The 18,296-nt window shown below is 31.7% G+C and carries 16 protein-coding genes and 1 pseudogene; 3 read left to right on the forward strand and 14 right to left on the reverse strand.

Features of this window, described 5'->3' with window-relative positions; all coding sequences use genetic code 11:
* Positions 1–5 precede the first annotated feature (5 nt).
* The 5 genes from C7N41_RS01870 to pth form a co-directional block, all read right to left on the reverse strand.
* Complete coding sequence (locus C7N41_RS01870; protein WP_105964026.1) at positions 6–380, reverse strand: FtsB family cell division protein; 375 nt, start codon at positions 378–380, stop codon at positions 6–8.
* Positions 381–462: 82 nt separating this feature from the next.
* A complete protein-coding gene (locus C7N41_RS01875; RefSeq protein WP_105964027.1) occupies positions 463–735 on the reverse strand; it encodes an RNA-binding S4 domain-containing protein in 273 nt (90 codons plus the stop codon).
* 14 nt (positions 736–749) lie between these two features.
* The gene (locus C7N41_RS01880; protein WP_105964028.1) at positions 750–2,315 is read right to left on the reverse strand and encodes a putative polysaccharide biosynthesis protein; all 1,566 of its coding nucleotides are present in this window, start codon (positions 2,313–2,315) and stop codon (positions 750–752) included.
* Positions 2,305–5,832, reverse strand: coding sequence for a transcription-repair coupling factor (gene mfd / locus C7N41_RS01885; RefSeq protein WP_181398766.1), 3,528 nt, complete (start codon positions 5,830–5,832; stop codon positions 2,305–2,307). Before mfd ends, C7N41_RS01880 begins: the two co-directional genes overlap by 11 nt.
* A 23-nt stretch (positions 5,833–5,855) precedes the next feature.
* Positions 5,856–6,413, reverse strand: coding sequence for an aminoacyl-tRNA hydrolase (gene pth, locus C7N41_RS01890; protein WP_105964029.1), 558 nt, complete (start codon positions 6,411–6,413; stop codon positions 5,856–5,858).
* A 206-nt stretch (positions 6,414–6,619) separates the two neighbouring features.
* On the opposite strand from pth, the gene C7N41_RS01895 reads away from it, so the two are divergent.
* Both C7N41_RS01895 and cbpA read left to right on the forward strand, forming a co-directional pair.
* Complete coding sequence (locus tag C7N41_RS01895) at positions 6,620–7,570, forward strand: L-lactate dehydrogenase (RefSeq protein ID WP_105964030.1); 951 nt, start codon at positions 6,620–6,622, stop codon at positions 7,568–7,570.
* 134 nt (positions 7,571–7,704) lie between these two features.
* Positions 7,705–8,346 (forward strand): cyclic di-AMP binding protein CbpA, encoded by a 642-nt coding sequence (cbpA, locus tag C7N41_RS01900; protein ID WP_105964031.1) that lies wholly within the window; start codon positions 7,705–7,707, stop codon positions 8,344–8,346.
* A 52-nt stretch (positions 8,347–8,398) separates the two neighbouring features.
* On the opposite strand, the gene C7N41_RS01905 is transcribed toward cbpA, so the two are convergent.
* The 6 genes and pseudogenes from C7N41_RS01905 to C7N41_RS01930 all read right to left on the reverse strand — a co-directional run bounded on the left by C7N41_RS01905 (position 8,399) and on the right by C7N41_RS01930 (position 14,215).
* Complete coding sequence (locus C7N41_RS01905; protein ID WP_167387726.1) at positions 8,399–8,761, reverse strand: type II toxin-antitoxin system PemK/MazF family toxin; 363 nt, start codon at positions 8,759–8,761, stop codon at positions 8,399–8,401.
* Between the two features lie 3 nt (positions 8,762–8,764).
* Positions 8,765–9,031 (reverse strand): hypothetical protein, encoded by a 267-nt coding sequence (locus C7N41_RS01910; RefSeq protein ID WP_105964033.1) that lies wholly within the window; start codon positions 9,029–9,031, stop codon positions 8,765–8,767.
* Between the two features lie 37 nt (positions 9,032–9,068).
* Positions 9,069–10,183 (reverse strand): annotated as a pseudogene (gene alr, locus C7N41_RS01915) (alanine racemase).
* 102 nt (positions 10,184–10,285) lie between these two features.
* Positions 10,286–11,812, reverse strand: coding sequence for a DEAD/DEAH box helicase (locus tag C7N41_RS01920; protein ID WP_105964034.1), 1,527 nt, complete (start codon positions 11,810–11,812; stop codon positions 10,286–10,288).
* Positions 11,813–11,977: 165 nt separating this feature from the next.
* Entirely contained in the window at positions 11,978–13,351 is a 1,374-nt protein-coding gene (locus tag C7N41_RS01925) for a UDP-N-acetylmuramoyl-tripeptide--D-alanyl-D-alanine ligase (RefSeq protein ID WP_105964035.1), read from the reverse strand.
* A gap of 75 nt (positions 13,352–13,426) precedes the next feature.
* Positions 13,427–14,215: a hypothetical protein gene (locus C7N41_RS01930; RefSeq protein WP_105964036.1), complete on the reverse strand. Its 789-nt coding sequence runs from the start codon at positions 14,213–14,215 to the stop codon at positions 13,427–13,429.
* Between the two features lie 130 nt (positions 14,216–14,345).
* On the opposite strand from C7N41_RS01930, the gene C7N41_RS01935 reads away from it, so the two are divergent.
* Entirely contained in the window at positions 14,346–14,807 is a 462-nt protein-coding gene (locus C7N41_RS01935; RefSeq protein WP_105964037.1) for a low molecular weight protein-tyrosine-phosphatase, read from the forward strand.
* Positions 14,808–14,844: 37 nt separating this feature from the next.
* On the opposite strand, the gene C7N41_RS01940 is transcribed toward C7N41_RS01935, so the two are convergent.
* The 3 genes from C7N41_RS01940 to C7N41_RS01950 all read right to left on the reverse strand — a co-directional run bounded on the left by C7N41_RS01940 (position 14,845) and on the right by C7N41_RS01950 (position 18,247).
* Positions 14,845–15,090 (reverse strand): type B 50S ribosomal protein L31, encoded by a 246-nt coding sequence (locus tag C7N41_RS01940; RefSeq protein ID WP_105957348.1) that lies wholly within the window; start codon positions 15,088–15,090, stop codon positions 14,845–14,847.
* A gap of 105 nt (positions 15,091–15,195) precedes the next feature.
* Entirely contained in the window at positions 15,196–16,470 is a 1,275-nt protein-coding gene (locus C7N41_RS01945; protein ID WP_105964038.1) for a UDP-N-acetylglucosamine 1-carboxyvinyltransferase, read from the reverse strand.
* Positions 16,471–16,630: 160 nt separating this feature from the next.
* Positions 16,631–18,247 (reverse strand): CTP synthase, encoded by a 1,617-nt coding sequence (locus tag C7N41_RS01950; RefSeq protein WP_105964039.1) that lies wholly within the window; start codon positions 18,245–18,247, stop codon positions 16,631–16,633.
* Between the last annotated feature and the right edge of the window lie 49 nt (positions 18,248–18,296).

Consider the following 18,296-nt stretch of genomic DNA (forward strand, 5'->3'; position numbering starts at 1 on the left):
CCATTTTAATTTTGAGTAACATCTTTAGATACATCCCCAGGTAAACCATAAACTGTTTCACCTGGTTTACTATAATAATACTTTTGTCTAATCAATTTTTCCAAATAATCATTATTATAGAGTTGCTTAACATTTTGCTTTAATTTCTTATTATTATCTTTATTATTTTGCAAAACAACCTGTGTATTATTGGTCTTATTTTCCACTCTACTAGATTCATTTTTTGTTGTTATTATTTGATAAACAAGAACTAAAGCGACAACTAAAAATATCAATATTAAAATAAACGCACGTTTTTTACGAGTACGTAAAATTCTTTGATGCCTAGACATCTTAAGTTTTTCATAATCATTATTTAAGTGACGTACCTTATTAGACATTTTTAGTAACCTCCATAGTTGTTATAAACCAGTATAATCATTATTTGCAAAAAATAAAATCATAAATATAAGTTTTTATAAATTATTCATTAGAAAAATCACGTTCATATTGTTCATCTAAGACTGTGTACATACGATCAGCTTCAGCCTTTTTAGTAGTTTCAAAAAGTTGATTAACTTGTAATGTTAGAGTCTTATTACCAAACTTTATAACTAATTTATCGTTAGATTTAATATCAGTTGAAGACTTAGCAACATTACCATTAACTAAAATTCTACCTTGATCAGCAATACTTTTAGCGACAGTTCTACGTTTAATAATTCTTGAAGTCTTTAAAAATTTATCTAATCTCATAAAACTAATCCCTCTTATCTATTTATAAATTTATTAATTATTGGCACCGATTTCCATTCTTCATCACTCAAAATATTAATTTTTTTGGCAACAAATATAAATGAAAGTGCCCCTATTGGTATTAAAATTAATAATCCAATCAATGCTTTTAATCTAAAATTATTGAATGGAATATGCTTAATAACAATATTCGAAAGCCAAAATTCCATAATAACCATTATCATAGCATTTAACATCAATTTAATAGTAAAAGATAATTTATTATTCATCTTTAATTTAAATTTTGAAAAATATAATTCTAAAATTAATACAAAAAGAAGACTAATAATTGTTGAAATACTAGCACCCATAATGCCAATCTTCGCAGTCAAAAATTCAGTTATTATTAATTTTAATAATAAACCGGCCATTATGGAAAATGCAGCAATCTTAAATTGATCAACACTTTGTAAAATACTACTATAAATTGTGATAATCGTTGTTATCAAAATACTAAAGCAATAAACACTAAGTGTATGGCTTTCAGTTTGACTATTAAATAACAATTGATTAATCATTGGCATTAAACTAATCATTCCTGCAGTAATTGCTACCGTCAAGAAAATACTAACACGCATCATCTCATTAGCAATACCATTAAAACTATCATATGCTTTTTTCTTATATGCTTGACTTAATGAAGGTAAAATTGCTGTTGAAAATGAAGTTGCAAATACTAGCCCCAATTGAACTAAAGTCTGACCACGATCATAAATGCCCTTTGATACTTGTGAATCAATTACTGACAGTCCGGATAATACTAGCCCCTTTCTAACAGTAAATGAATCAACCAACTGTAATAAAACCATAATCGAGGCTAATAAACAAAGAGTTCCACCTTCTAATAATAGTTGCTTAGTTAAATTAGGATAAGCCATTTGTTTAATTTTCGGTAGTTTACCAATGTTTTTGCGATAATACATTAATAAAATCGCTAATGAAAAAGCCTCTGCAATTGGTACTGCTAGCATTGCATATTTTCCTACAGTATAAGGACTTAAATGATTAATAAATCCAATATATGCAGCCAATAAAATTACCGATACACGCATCAGTTGTTCAATTACTTGTGAATAAGCGGTTGGTTTCATAAAAAGAATTGCTTGAAAGTATCCACGAAAGCTAGCCAAGAATGGCATAAATAAAAACATCCAACTAACTGCTTTAATTATGCCTACTAAATTAGGATCCCCCATTAATCGAGCAATCTGAAATGCACTAATCTGTAAGGCCATAAATATAATAAAGCCAAAACAAGACAGTGTAATTAATATCTGCCTCAACAAAGCTTTTTTATTCATTTGACTATCTTGTTCGGCAATCACTCTGGATATAAAAATAGGTAATCCTGTTAATGCAAGTGTCATTCCAATCCCATAGATTGGATAAACCTGTTGATAAATGTAAAAACCAACATTTCCAACCAAATTTTGAAATGGGACTCGATAAAAAGCACTTAATACTTTACTAATCAATGAAGCAATTGATAACAACATTGCTCCTTGCATAAGAGATGATAGTTTATTTTCGCTATTTTTCATTATTCAAATTTCCTGTATGTTCTTTATCTAATGCTAGAACCAATTTCATCAATTCATTCATCCATTTATCTTCAGACATAGTTGGCTGAACGGTTAATGCAATTTGCATTTTACCATCAGCGGTCCCAATCATTGAACGAAATTCAGTTGCTGCAATTGCTTTTAGTACTTGCTTACTATCATAAAATTCAGTTCCAATTTTAGATAATGTAATCACAATTTGTTTAGTGCCTCTGGTAATACTTTGCACTAAAGCAGTACTTGCATACATTTTAATTCTACTAATTGTTAATAAATTGGTAACTGCCTTTGGATAATCACCAAAACGATCAATCATATCAGATTGTAATTCGCGATATTGATCATCGTTACTCATTTGCCTAATTCGTTTGTATAATTCAATCTTTTGTTGTGTATCTTGAATATATTCATCTGGTAAATAAGCTTCAACATTTAAGTCCATATGAGTTTCAACTTTAGCATCCGTCTTACGACCGCGTTTTCTAGCCACTGCATCGGAAAGCATTTCTGTATACATATCATATCCAACTGAATCTACAAATCCGGATTGTTGTTTACCTAATAAATTACCAGCACCACGCAATGATAAATCACGCATAGCAATTTTAAAACCAGAACCCAATTCAGTAAAATCACGAATTGCTTCTAAACGATTTTCAGAAACCTCAGTTAGAACTTTATTAGGCTTATACATAAAGTAAGCATAAGCAACACGGTTAGAACGACCAATGCGTCCACGAATTTGATACAACTGTGATAATCCCATATGATCAGCATTTTCAACGAATAGCGTATTAGCATTTGGAATGTCCACACCAGTTTCAATAATAGTAGTAGTTACCAATACATCATATTCGCCATTTACAAAATCATATAGCACTGATTCCAATTGATTTTCCGTCATTTGGCCATGAATATAACCAATTCTGGCATCTGGAACTAGTGCTTGTAAATGATTCACTGTCTTTTCAATATCGGACACTCGATTATGCATATAAAAGACTTGGCCACCACGACTCATTTCTCGATTAATTCCTTCACGAATTGCACCAGCATTTTCTTCCATTACATATGTCTGAATAGGATAACGATTAGCGGGTGGGGTTTCAATCACTGATAAATCACGTACCCCCATCATCGACATATTCAAAGTTCTAGGAATTGGTGTTGCAGTCAATGTTAAAACATCAACGTTCGATTTTAACTCTTTAATTTTTTCTTTGTGTTTTACACCAAAGCGTTGTTCTTCATCTACTAATAACAATCCCAGGTCTTTAAATTTAATATCTTTAGATAATAAACGATGGGTCCCGACAACAATATCAACACTACCATCCAACAAACCATCTTTAGTAGCATTTAATTGTTTTCGAGTTCTAAATCTTGATAAAACTGAAATATTGATAGGAAATCCTTCAAAGCGATTAAGCATCGTTTCATAATGTTGATGCGCTAAAACAGTTGTTGGTACTAAAAAGGCAACTTGTTTGCCCGCCTCAACTGCTTTAAAAGCAGCATGCAAGGCCACTTCTGTTTTCCCATAACCAACATCCCCTACTAACAAGCGATCCATTGGATGTGGCTGTTCCATATCATTCTTAATTTCTTCCGAACTACGCACTTGATCAGGAGTAGGTTCATATGGAAATGAAGCTTCAAATTTATCTTGATATTCATCATCTTTAGGAAAGGCAAAACCTTTTTGAGCAGATCTTTTAGCATAAAGATCAATTAAATCATCAGCAATATCTTCAATCTTGCCTTGAACCTTACGTTTAGTCTTTTGCCATTCACTACCACCTAATTTGTTGACACGTGGATGCCGATCTTCTGATGAAACATATTTTTGAATTAAATTTAATTGTGTAACCGGAATAAATAATTGTGCATTATCACGATAAGTAATCGTAATGTAATCTTGATGTTTACCATCAACCTCCATTGTCTTCATACCTTCGTATTTACCAATCCCATGATTAGCATGCACAACGTAGTCCCCAGGCTTTAGATCAGTATAACTTTTAATTCTTTGTGCATTCGAAAAAGTTTGTCGACGTGGACGTTTTTTATGCACTTTAGAAAACATTTCTGATTCAGTGATAACAACTAATTGATTAATTGGAATTTCAAATCCATTTTTTAATCTTTCTGGGATAACCTGGACTTTATGTGGCAAAATATTATCAGCAGTATTTTGAACGACTTCAATTTCAAAATCATTTAAAGTTTGCGTAACCTTCTGCATACGATTTTTATCTTTAACTAAAATAATTACGGTTTCACCTTGTTTTGACCACTTATCAATTTCAGTTTTTAACAAGGGCATTTGACCGAAGAATTTTTGCATTGGACGCACTTTGATATCTTGCAATTGGGTTAATTTAATATTACCTAAACCTTTTTGAAATAACGAAAACAATATTTCAGCTTGCTTAACTTTATGAAATTGTTCTTTAAAATCTAAAGTTATTTTATCAGTAGATAATAGTTCGGCATGTTCCAATTTATCTTCAGCCCAATTATTTTCATCAGTCATTAACTGACGATCAGAATCTAACAAACGGCTATAATCATCAAATAATATCGCACCATCATCAGGTACATAATCAAATATTGAATTAGGTTGATTGAATAAGTCCTTGGCATATAAAAGCCAATTACTATCAACAATGCCCTTCTTCATATCATCAATAATTGGTTGAACAGCATTAGACAACTTTTGCTTGTCATCATCATTTTTAATTGAAAGTAATCTTTGATTTAAAGTATCGCTAACTTTATCAGAAGCCTTTTTTCTTTCCTCTGCACTAACTACCATATCATTAGCAGGTAAGACCGAAACTTTTTGTGTATTCTCAATACTACGTTGATTAGAGATATCAAAATATCTTAACGAATCAACCTCAGTATCAAAAAAGTCAATTCTGATAGGATACTCTGAGTTTAATGGATAAATATCAACAATCGAGCCTCTAATAGAAAATTCTCCCGGTGCTGCAACCATCTTTTCAGGATTATATCCCATTTGATAAAGCATTGATCTTAGTTGTTCTATCTCAATGTCCATCCCAGTTTCAATAGTTAATTTAGATTGATTAAAACTATCAACATTAGGTAAATATCTCTTAACTCCAGAGACAGAAGTCACTACTATCTTGGGCTTTTTACTTTGCAAAGCATTTAGTGCTAACACCCTAGCAGCTTTAAACTCTGGTGAACTAGTTGCAATTTCTGCCGCCAAAACTTCTTCAACTGGAAATTCTAAAACATCCTCTGGTGGCAAAATATTTTGCAAATCTTCAACAATATCAGAAACTCGCGATAATGAATCGGTCACAATTAAAAACGTCTTTTGTGTAGCTTGCATCAAAGTTGCAATTAACATTAATTTGGCTGAACCAGAAAGTCCAGTTACCAACTGACGATGATTAGGTTTTAAATCTTCAATTATCGAAGAATATTGTGGTAATTGAGAGAAAAATTGTTTGATTTCCAATTTAGTTTCCCCCTCTTGTAATCTTAATTATATTTATTTTCTAAACGGCTAAATTCTTTACCAGCAACAAAATCTTCTAAGGCTGCAACTGAATTATCAGCTGCTTTGTCAAAATCAGGTTTTTGTTCTGTAGTGAATTTACCTAGTACATAATCGACAACACTTTCTTTTGTTGGATGACCAGTTCCCACTCTGACACGGTTAAATTTATCAGTTTGCAAATGGGCAATTAAACTTTTGATTCCATTATGACCACCAGCTGAACCATGATTTCTTAATCTAATTTTGCCAACCGGTAAATCCATATCATCATAAACTACTACTAGATCTTCTAGCGATAGTTTAAAATATTTCATTAATGGGCCTACTGCTCGACCAGATTCATTCATAAATGTTAAAGGTTCAACTAACATAACCTTTTCACCGTCAATTACTCCTGATCCAAATTTAGCTTCCATTTTTCTAGTAGATAAATCAATATCATGTTTTTCAGCAAATTTATTAACTACTGAAAATCCTGTATTATGTCTAGTTCCATCATATTGTGGACCAATATTTCCTAATCCAACAATCATCTTCATATTTAAGCTCTCCTTATTTTAACTAATTATTATAAATTATATCATAATTAAGGCTTTTTTCTGGAATTCAACAATGCAATATAGGATTAATATATATAGAAAATCTTAAGAAAATACGATTTTTTGAGGGTATATCCTTACGAAATCAAATTTTAATGATATAATTTTCATGTAACTTTAAATATGTTTTTGAAGGGATGATTATTGTGGCTTTGAAACATCAAAAAGTCGTTTTAGTTGGTGACGGTGCCGTAGGTTCATCATACGCATTTGCTATGATGCAACAAGGAATCGGCGAAGAATTCGTCATCGTTGATATTATTAGAGATCGTATTGAAGGAGACGCACTTGATCTAGAAGATGCTCAAGTATTTACTGCTCCTAAGAACATTTACGCTGGTGATTACAGTGACTGTGCAGATGCTAACTTAGTTGTTATCACTGCTGGTGCACCACAAAAACCAGGTGAAACTCGTCTTGACCTAGTTGGTAAGAACTTAAAGATTTTATCTTCAATCGTACCAGAAGTTGTTAAATCTGGTTTTGATGGTATTTTCGTAGTTGCTGCTAACCCAGTTGACGTTTTAACATACGGTGTTCAAAAACTTTCAGGTTGGTCAAAGGAAAAAGTTGTAGGTTCTGGTACTTCACTAGATACAACTCGTTTCCAAGTAGCCGTTGCTAAGAAGATTGGTGTTAACCCTGCTGATGTTAATGCATACATTATGGGTGAACATGGTGATTCAGAATTTGCTGCTATCGACGAAGCAACTGTTGGTTCACGTCCATTATTAGACGTAGCTAAAGATGCTGGAGTAAGCAAAGATGACTTACTAAAACTTGAAGATGAAACTAGAAATAAAGCTTACACTATCATTAACAAGAAAGGTGCTACCTTCTACGGTGTTGCTACTGCATTAATGAGAATTTCACGTGCTATTTTACGTGATGAAAACTCAGTATTGCCTATTGGTGCTCCAATGAATGGTGAATATGGTTTAAACGATATTTACATTGGTACTCCTGCTGTTGTTAATGCTTCAGGTGTAAAACAAGTTATTGAAGTTCCTCTAAGTGATGAAGAAAAAGCTAAGATGGATTCTTCCGCTAAAACTTTAAAGGAAACTGCTGAAAAAGGTATGGAATCTTTAAAGTAATATAATTTAATAAAAGAGCCACGTTGAATTTCTCAACGTGGCTTTTTTTATTTGATAAATAATTAATAAATATTAATTATTTATGCTAAAATGAGAATATTAGACATTTTCTAATATTTAAAGGAGTGACATATATGTTATTAAAATCTTTAGTAAAACCAAAGAGTAGATTAGTTACTGTAACGGAAAATGTATCTTTAAAAGATGCATTAAATGTTTTAGAGGAATCAGGATTTAGATGTGTGCCTATTTTAGATGAAACAGGTACTATCTTTAGAGGAAACATTTATAAAATGCATATTTATCGTCATAAGTCACGTGGCGGTGATATGAATTTGCCTGTAACAACTTTATTAAAAAATGCTACAAAATTTATTAGTGTTGACTCAGCATTTTTCCATGTATTCTTCTCAATTAAAGATTTACCTTATATTGCTGTTTTAAGCAAAGAAAACAAATTTTATGGTATTTTAACCCATACTAGATTGTTAGATATGCTATCACAATCATGGAATGTTAATATTGGTAGTTATGTAATAACTGTCTTAGCTCCTGGTAATCGCGGTGATTTAGAAGCAATCTCTAAAATTATAACAAAGTATACATCTATCGCTAGTGTTATAAGTTTAGACGCACAGGAAGGTGAACTTGTACATAGAATCATGTTTACATTACCTGCAAATGTTGATAAAGACTTATTAAATCGAATTACTTCTGCTCTTGACCGTAAAGCATTTAGGGTTGCAGAAATTGAGGATTTAAATGATGAAAGATAATAAAAAGATGCGATTTTATAAATCGCATCTTTTTTTATTTTATGTATTAAAATTACTGAACCCCAACACTTAACTTCAAAGCTTTATCGATACGTTGCATAAATTTATCACTTAAATGATCAACTCGATCATTTAAACGTTGTTTATCGATTGTTCTGACTTGTTCCAATAAAACAACAGAATTTTTTTCAATTTTTGTTCTATCAGCACTAATGCCTACATGGGTAGGCATTTTAGGCTTTGAAATTTTAGCAGTAATTGCAGCCACAATAACAGTAGGACTGTAATGATTACCAATATTGTTTTGAATAATCAATACTGGTCTCATCCCACCTTGTTCTGAACCAATTACTGGTGATAGGTCAGCATAAAAAATATCGCCACGTTTAATTTCAACGTTTGACAATCTTAACATCCCCTATCTAAATCTCATTCTAATCAATTTATTTTCTGCATCTGCTTCACAAGGTGCAAATTCACGAGATATTTCTTGATTAAGATTACCCATTTCGGTATATCCATTAATCATAGAATTAATTAATAAATAGTCATCAAGCATTGGACTAACTTTAACACTTCTTTGGTTATCTAATTTTGCTGAAATACCATTAGCGATTTCATTTAACTCATATTGAGCTGATGAATCTCTGTTAATGTTAAAATAAGTTCCATTATTCAATACCATATATAAATTACTCCTATTTTTCTAAATTATATTTATATTAGTTAATATAAACTCGTTTCAGACGATTAGTAAATAAACAAGCAACCTCATAATGAATTGTATCACAATAATTAGCAATATCCTGTAAAGTTATCTCTTTATCACCATTTTTACCAACAATTGTAACCTTTGTTCCAACAGGTACTTCTTCAGGTAATTTTATCATTAGTTGATCCATACATACGCGCCCCACAATTGGACATTCATATCCATTTACTAACAATGAAAATCCCTGCATTTTCCTAGTAATACCATCAGCATAGCCAATTGGTACTGTTCCAATCCATTGTTGTTCTTTCGTTGTATAAGTAGCACCATAACCAATAGAATGATTAGGACTTACCAACTTACAATGAACAATCTCGCTAGTTAAAGATAAAGCCGGATATAATTTAAATGGAGGTTTTACATATCCTCCCGAAGGATTTAAACCATAACCCGCAATACCATATCTTACCATATTACCATTACATTGACTATGCCACAAGCTGGTAGCAGTATTTGATACATGTACATACTTAGGTCTAGGATTAACAACTTTCATAAAATCATTAAATCTGCTTACCTGTAAATCAAAATATGTCTTGTCATGTTCATCAGCTGTAGCAAAATGAGTAAAAATCCCTTCAAAATCAAAATTATTGTTTTTTTTCAAATAATCAATAGCAGCTTTTAATTCTGTAGTATTTTGAAAACCAATTCTTCCCATTCCGGTATCTAATCCCAAATGAACATGTAATAATAAATTAGTATTTTTTAATATTTCATTCGCACGTTTTAACCACTCCAAAGAAGCAACAGTTACTGAAATATTTTTTGGGCAATTAATGAGACATCTTCAATTCGACTAATCCCTAAAATTAATATAGGCTGCTTAAAACCAGCATCTCGCAATTCAATACCTTCATCTAACATTGCAACACAAAAACCATCAGCACCGGCTTTAACAGCTGTTTCAGCAACTTGAATTGCCCCATGTCCATATCCATTAGCTTTAACTACCATAAACAAAGCAGCATTATTTTGTAAACGTTGTTTTTCAGCATTAATATTTTTATATATGGCACTTCTATCAATAATTAATTCAGCATTACGATGCTTTGCTACCACCATAATATTTATCCTCCAATTAACACTAGTTATAATTTAATTGTATATCTATGATAACAAAAAAGCTATCGACTTATATTATAAATCGACAGCTTTTATTAAAAATTAATCTTTGTTTTTAATTGTAAAAGACTTATTTGGACGACGCTTTGAAGAATGGTTATCATTGTGATGATTACCACCATTACGGCGCTTACCACCATGATTAAATCCACCACCATTACGATGGTTATTATTTCTTCTAAAGTTACCACGACGACCGCCGCCATGGTGCCCACCACCACGATGGAATCCACCGCCACGATGATGCTTGTTACGACTTGGCAATGGTCTTTCAGATGAGATATGGACTTTAACTTGGTTTCTAGTCATCTTACTTAATAGGACTGAAACTAAATCTTTTGCATCATAATCTTCTAATAATTGATCAGCAGTATCAGCAAACTTTTCAACTTTAGTTTTCTTAATTAATGAACCAATTTGTTTAGTAGCAGCCTTTAATTGTCCCTTCAATGCTTCATCAGCTGAAGGTGGCTTCAATGGTAACATTCTAACTTTAGTTAGCTTTTCAATATCTCTCAAGTAACTAGTTTCGTTAGGTTCAACAAAAGTCATTGAAACCCCATGATTACCGGCACGACCAGTACGACCAATTCTATGAACATAACTTTCTGAATCTTGAGGGATATCATAGTTATAAACATGAGTAACTCCTGAAACATCAATTCCACGAGCTGCAACATCAGTAGCAACTAAGACATCAATTTTATCATTTTTAAATTCACGCATAATTTGTGAACGACGATTTTGAGTTAAATCACCGTGTAATCCAGCAGCACGATAACCTCTCAATAGTAGTCCCTTTGATACTTCATCAACACGACGCTTAGTACGACAAAATACAATTGTTACTTTTGGTGCTTGAATATCAAAGAATCTAGTCATTACATCGAATTTTTCAAATTGCTTTACACGAATATAATATTGATCGATTAAATCAGTAGTTAATTCTTTAGCTTTAATTTTAACTTGCTTAGGATCCTTCATGAACTGAACCCCAACACGTTTGATAGATGGTGGCATTGTAGCTGAGAACAATAATGTTTGTCTTTCTTCAGGAACTTGTTTAATGATATTTTCAATATCTTCCAAGAATCCCATGTCTAACATGTCATCAGCTTCATCTAGAACCAATGTTTTAACATTAGCCAACTTTAAAGTACGACGATTAATATGATCTAATAAACGACCTGGAGTACCAACCACAACTTGTGGATGACGCTTCAAATCCTTAATTTGTCTTCTAATATCTGAACCACCATATACGGCAGTAGTATTTACACCCTTATTTTTACCAAAACGACTAATTTCGCTTTGGGTTTGAATAGCTAATTCACGGGTTGGTGAAATAACTAAAGCTTGAACATTAGGATTTTCTAAATCGATATGTTCGATAATTGGTAAAGCAAAGGCAGCTGTTTTACCAGTACCTGTTTGGGCTTGTCCCAAAACATCTTCACCTTTTAATGTTAAAGGAATAGTTTCAGCTTGGATTGGGGTGGCTTCCTTAAAACCTTTTTCCTCAATTGCTTTTAATAAGTCTTCTGAAAGACCTAACTCTCTAAACTTCAAATATGTTTCCTCCTAAACGAAACATTTTATACAATACCATCACTAACTTGAGAAAAATCCGTTCCCACCATTACGTTAATGATTTGATTATAAAAATTCCGATAATCTAAAAAATGTAACTAGCCTATATTAAACCTTTTATCCACAATTAGCAAATAAATTAACTTAAACTTCAGTTAATTTATTTAGTATTTTTTCCAAATGAATTCCATGACTAGCTTTTAATAATACATCATCATCTTCATAAATTTCTGAATTCAACTGATCAAATAATTGGTCTAAATCACCTGTTTTAAAATAATGTAATGATTGTGGCTCATATTTATTAGATAATTTATCTGCTAAATATTTCATTTCATCACCAATCAAATAAACACTTTTAATAATTGATGGATCTAATGAATCAGCCAATGATTCATGCATTTCTTTTGATTTGTCACCGAGTTCCAACATATCACCTAATACGGCAATTCGAATACCTTTAGTATCACTATTAGCGAATGCTTTTAAAACTAATTTAGCAGCTGTTGGATTAGAATTATAAACATCAGACAAAATCATTTCATGTTTGTTACCTTCTATCCATTCAGTACGATTATTAGTTGCAGAAAAGTCCTTTAATGCTTGAATCATATAATTTTCATGAATACGATATAAATTTCCCACTGATAAGGCAGCTAAAGCATTATTAACGTTATATGAGCCAATCATTGGAATGGTAAATTTAGCATCCCAATTACTAGCAGTGAAACTAGTTTGCTCTTCTTCACTATCAATATTGGTTGAATACAAATCATTATCTTCATTTTTACCAAAAGTTAACATTCTAAATGGTAAATTTTTAGCTCTTTGTCTTAGCAATGGCTCATCTCCATTGTAAATAAAGACACCATCTTCTTTTAAGCCATGAGTAATTTCCATTTTAGCGTCAGCTATCTTGTCACGAGTACCAAAGAACTCAATATGTGCTTCCCCAATAATTGTAATAATTGCTATATCTGGCTCTACTAAGTGACTCAATAAGTCTAATTGGCCAGGACGATCCATGCCCATCTCAATTACTAACATTTCAGTATTAGGTTCCATGGACAAAATAGTAATGGGCACACCAATTTCATTATTAAAATTATCATGCGTTTTAGTAACATTAAATTGGGTAGATAGAATAGATGCAATCATATCCTTAGTAGTAGTTTTTCCATTACTACCGGTAACTGCAACTACTCTAGGATTAATTTTGGCCAAGTAATATTGACTTAAAAATTGAAGTGCACTTAATGTATTATCTACCTTTATTATTGGAAAATCAGACGGTGCATTATCATGATCTGATTGCCATAGAGCAGCCTTTGCCCCATGCTTTATTGCATCTGCAATATAATCATGGCCATCATTTTGACTAACTAATGGGACAAATAACGAACCTGGTTCTAATTTTCGACTATCAAAAGAAACATTAGTAACATTAATATCATCATAATCACTAATATCATTTTGTGCGGAAACTGCTCTTGCGATTTCTGCAAGCGACATTTTCATAACTTTTAATCTCCTATACATTTCTTTTTACAAAAATAATTATTATCATAGTATAACATGAATCAGAAAATTATTTTAATTCAATAATTCATCTACTTCTTTAGGCAACAATTTGCTATTAACATCAATATTCCATGTTGATTTAACAATGTCATATTTCAAATATCCAATATTAATTGTATTACTGTAAATATCACTCTGTGTATGCCAAACATAATGATTTTGTGGCTTATTTTCTAATAACAAAGGGATCCGATACAATCGACGTCTGCCGAGAACTGCATCAAAATTAATAATTAGACCTTCACTACTTAATTTAATTAACAATTTTAATATATCTATAGGTATTGTTTTTAAAGATAAGGGGCGCTTAAACATCCTTCTGCTACTATGTAAATATCTTAAATGACGTTTAATACTAATTTCAAGGATATGATTAAAATCGGAAAAATCACGATAATAGGTAGTTAATAAATTATTTTTATAAGCAAGATAAACATATTTATTCTGTAATTTGGAAGAAAATGGATTGTTCATGGGTGAACCCATATGGCCAAAATACAATAAACTAGCTATTTCTGTATTTAATAGTAGATTTAAATCATAATTACGTTCAAAATCCATAAATTTCTTATTAACAATTTGTTTATCTAATAAAAATTTTTGAATAGAATCTTTTCCATTAATTACACTAAATTTAGTATGTGCATTAACATTATTAGCATTAACACGATCATCATTAAGTAAAATGATGTTTTGAGGCAATCTATCTAATCCGTTAACAAAGTCGTCAGAACTAATACCATGAGTATTAATCATATTACGTAACAAATTAGCATTAATATAAATAAAATTATCACGCATTTTAAATCACTCTTTCAGTTATTACACCCTTAATTGTACAACTATTTGTCAATATTGAATAACTATATAATTTAATATTCTATGAAATCCTGTTAAAATTTATATGAATAAAAAATTGGAGGTCATCAGTTTGAAAAAAGTCTTATTCGTATGTCATGGAAATGTATGTCGTTCTGCGATGGCTGAAGCTATTTTAAAAGATCAAATAAAAAAAGATAATCTATCAAACAAAATTGAAGTAAATTCTGCCGCAACTAGCTCTGAGGAAATTGGTAATCCTCCTCATCCTAATGTTAGAACTATTTTAGATAAACACCATCTAGATTATTCCGGTATGTATGCCACTCAAATTGAGGCAAAAGATTTTGATAAATATGATTACATAATTGGTATGGATAAAGAAAACATGGATAATCTAATGCATTGGTCACCAAAAGATGATTTACAAAAAATTCATTTATATTTGAATATTGATGATCAAAAAAGTGACCATGAAATTCCAGATCCATGGTTTACTGGTAAATTTGAACAAACATTTGAAGTTATTAATAAAATAATGCCCAAATGGATTAATTATATTTTAAAAAATTAATAAAAAAAGCAAGTCCAATTGGACTTGCTTTTTATATTTACTTGAAACCGTATTTCTTGTTGAAACGATCCACAGCACCATCGGCTTGAGTGAATTTTTCACGGCCAGTGTAGAATGGATGAGAATCTGAAGAAATTTCAAGACGTACTAATGGGTATTCATTACCATCGTCCATCTTGATAGTTTCGCTTGAGTTCATAGTTGAACCAGCAACGAATTTAGCACCAGTACTAGTATCTTGGAATACTACTTCGTGGTATTCTGGATGGATTCCTTGTTTCATTATATATCGCTCCTTTGCCCTGTATCATATGTTGATTCAGAGATTATCGATTAGTCGACTTCATTATATTAACATTAAAAAATAATTTCATCAATAGCAAACAAATTATTTTTCATCATTTATAATTTCAACTTCGGCATTTAATTGGGTTAATTTATCAACAATATTATCATAACCACGTAAAATATTATCCGCATTATTTATAACTGTAGTTCCATTAGCCATTAATCCAGCAATCATTTCTGATGCTCCCGCTCTAATTTCGCCTGCCGAAATAGTAGTTCCATTTAAGTCGTCAGTATGACTAACAATAATACTACCATTTCCATCATTATAACGAATCTTAGCACCCATTTTATTCAATTCACTAATGTGCTTAGTTCGCTTAGGATAAATGGTATCAATAATTGTACTATCACCATTAGCTTTTAATAACAATGGAGTGATTGGTTGTTGTAAATCAGTAGCAAATCCTGGATAAGGCATTGTTTTAATTTCAATGCTATTAAGCTTATGACTTTTAGGAACATAAATACTGTCTTCGTTAATTTTTAGATCAATACCCATTTCCAATAGTTTAGCAATAAATGATTCCAAATGTTCTGGAATTACATTATGAATATTAACACCATCACCATAAGCTGATGCCATTGCTAAGTAAGTACCTGCTTCAATGCGATCAGGAATAATAATATGGGTGTTTTGCGCAATAAGCTTTGCAACCCCCTCAATTCTGATTACATCAGTACCAGCACCTCTAATTTTAGCTCCCATATTATTTAAGAAGGTTACAATATCAATGATTTCAGGTTCTTTAGCCGCATTCCTAATTACAGTGTGTCCATTGGCTTTAACAGCTGCTAAAATTGCATTAATTGTAGCACCTACAGATACAACATCTAAAAAGATAGAAGCTCCATGTAAACCTTTTTCATCAGTTGTAATAATAACCTTATCTTTATCATTAACGACTTTAGCTCCCATTGCTTTGAAAGCCTTAATATGTTGATCAATTGGTCTAGGCCCAATATTATCTCCGCCTGGAAAGGTAACTTTAGCTCTACCAAAACGACCTAATAATGCTCCCATGAAATAATATGATGCTCTTAGACTTTTAATTGCCTTACTAGGTAAAGCATTTTCTATTATATTTGTTGGATCAACGTTTAAAATGCCATCGGCAAAATCTGATTTAACATTCATAGATTCCAGAATAACCATTAGATTATGTACATCTAATATGTTAGGAACCATATCGAATTGAACCGGTGTATCTGCTAAAATAGCAGCAGGAATTAAAGCTACCGTACTATTTTTGGCACCACCAATAGTTACATCACCAGATAGTCGATGTCCACCTCTTATTATCATTTTATTCATTATTTAAATTCCTCACTTACGTTTCACTTAATTTAGTGAACAATACATTAATAATCATAAATAATAACATTGAAAAAACAATACTTTATGGCAAATTATACGTATATTTAATTAAAAGTTAATAAAAAAAGGACTAAATAACTATTTAGTCCTTTTTTATCTATTTATTTTTAATATCGTGTTCTTCACCAGCAGCTTTAACAAATGCTTTAAATAAACCTTCTGGTTTAGTTGGTCTAGATAAGAATTCTGGATGATATTGAGCAGCGATAAAGAATTTATTTTCTGGAATTTCAATAACTTCAACTAAATGATTATCAGGTGAAGTACCAGAAATAACTAAACCGTTATCTTCCATTTCTTTTCTATATGCATTGTTATATTCATAACGGTGACGGTGACGTTCTGAAATTTCTTTTTTATTATCATAAGCAGCAGCTGTTTTAGTTCCAGGAATTAATTTACATGGATAAGCACCTAAACGTTGAGTACCACCCATACCATCAATGTCACTTTGGTCTGCCATCAAGTCAATAATCTTATGTGGTGTATCTTGATCAATTTCAGTGGTATTAGCATCCTTATAACCTAGGACATCACGAGCAAATTCAATACTTGCAATTTGCATACCTAAACAAATACCAAAGTAAGGAACATCATTTTCTCTAGCATATTTAACAGCGGTAATCATACCTTCAATTCCACGGTCACCAAAACCACCAGGAACTAAGATACCATCAGCATCACTTAATAAATCTTTTACATTATCTTCATTAACTTTTTCTGAATTTAACATTTTTAGATTAACTTTAGCGTCTAATGGGTATCCAGCATGCTTTAATGATTCAGTAATTGAAATGTAAGCATCCTTCAACTTAACATACTTACCAACCAAAGTAATGTTAATTTCTTTACTTAAGTTTTGTACCTTGTTTTCAAGTTGTTTCCATGCAGTCATATCAGCAGCTGGTGCTTTTACACCAAAATGATCTAACACTTGTTGATCCATTTTTTGATCTTGTAGCATTAATGGAATAGTGTACAAGGTTGGTGCATCTTTAGATTCAACAACTGCTTCTGGCTTAACATCACAGAATAGCGCAATTTTTCTCTTCATATCATCAGTGACATCTTGTTCAGTTCTAACAACCAATAAGTTTGGTTGAATACCTAGTCCGCGTAATTCCTTAACACTGTGTTGAGTTGGCTTAGTTTTCATTTCACCAGCAGCACGTAAGTAAGGAATTAAAGTAGTATGAATGTAAAATACATTTTCATCGCCTACTTCAGCCTTCATTTGACGGATAGCTTCCAAGAATGGAAGGGATTCAATATCACCAACAGTACCACCAATTTCAGTGATTACAATATCGGCATCAGAAACCTTAGCAGCACGCATAATTTTTTCTTTAATCATTCCGGTAATATGAGGAATAACTTGAACAGTAGCTCCTAAGTAATCTCCACGACGTTCTTTACGTAAAACTTCTGAATAAATTTTACCAGTAGTTACGTTTGAGTACTTATTCAAATCATTATCAATAAAACGTTCATAATGTCCAAGATCAAGGTCGGTTTCTGTACCATCATTGGTAACAAAAACTTCCCCATGTTGGTAAGGACTCATTGTACCGGGGTCGACATTAATGTATGGATCAAATTTTTGAATTGTAACATTTAATCCACGATTCTTTAATAAACGGCCTAGTGATGCAGAAACAATTCCTTTTCCTAGTGAAGAAACAACCCCACCAGTAACAAAAACATATTTAGTCATGTGTATATAACTCCTCATAAAATCTATTAGGGTAAAAACGTAAAAACTC

The sequence above is a fragment of the Apilactobacillus micheneri genome (assembly GCF_002993975.1).
Classification (GTDB): Bacteria; Bacillota; Bacilli; order Lactobacillales; family Lactobacillaceae; genus Apilactobacillus; species Apilactobacillus micheneri.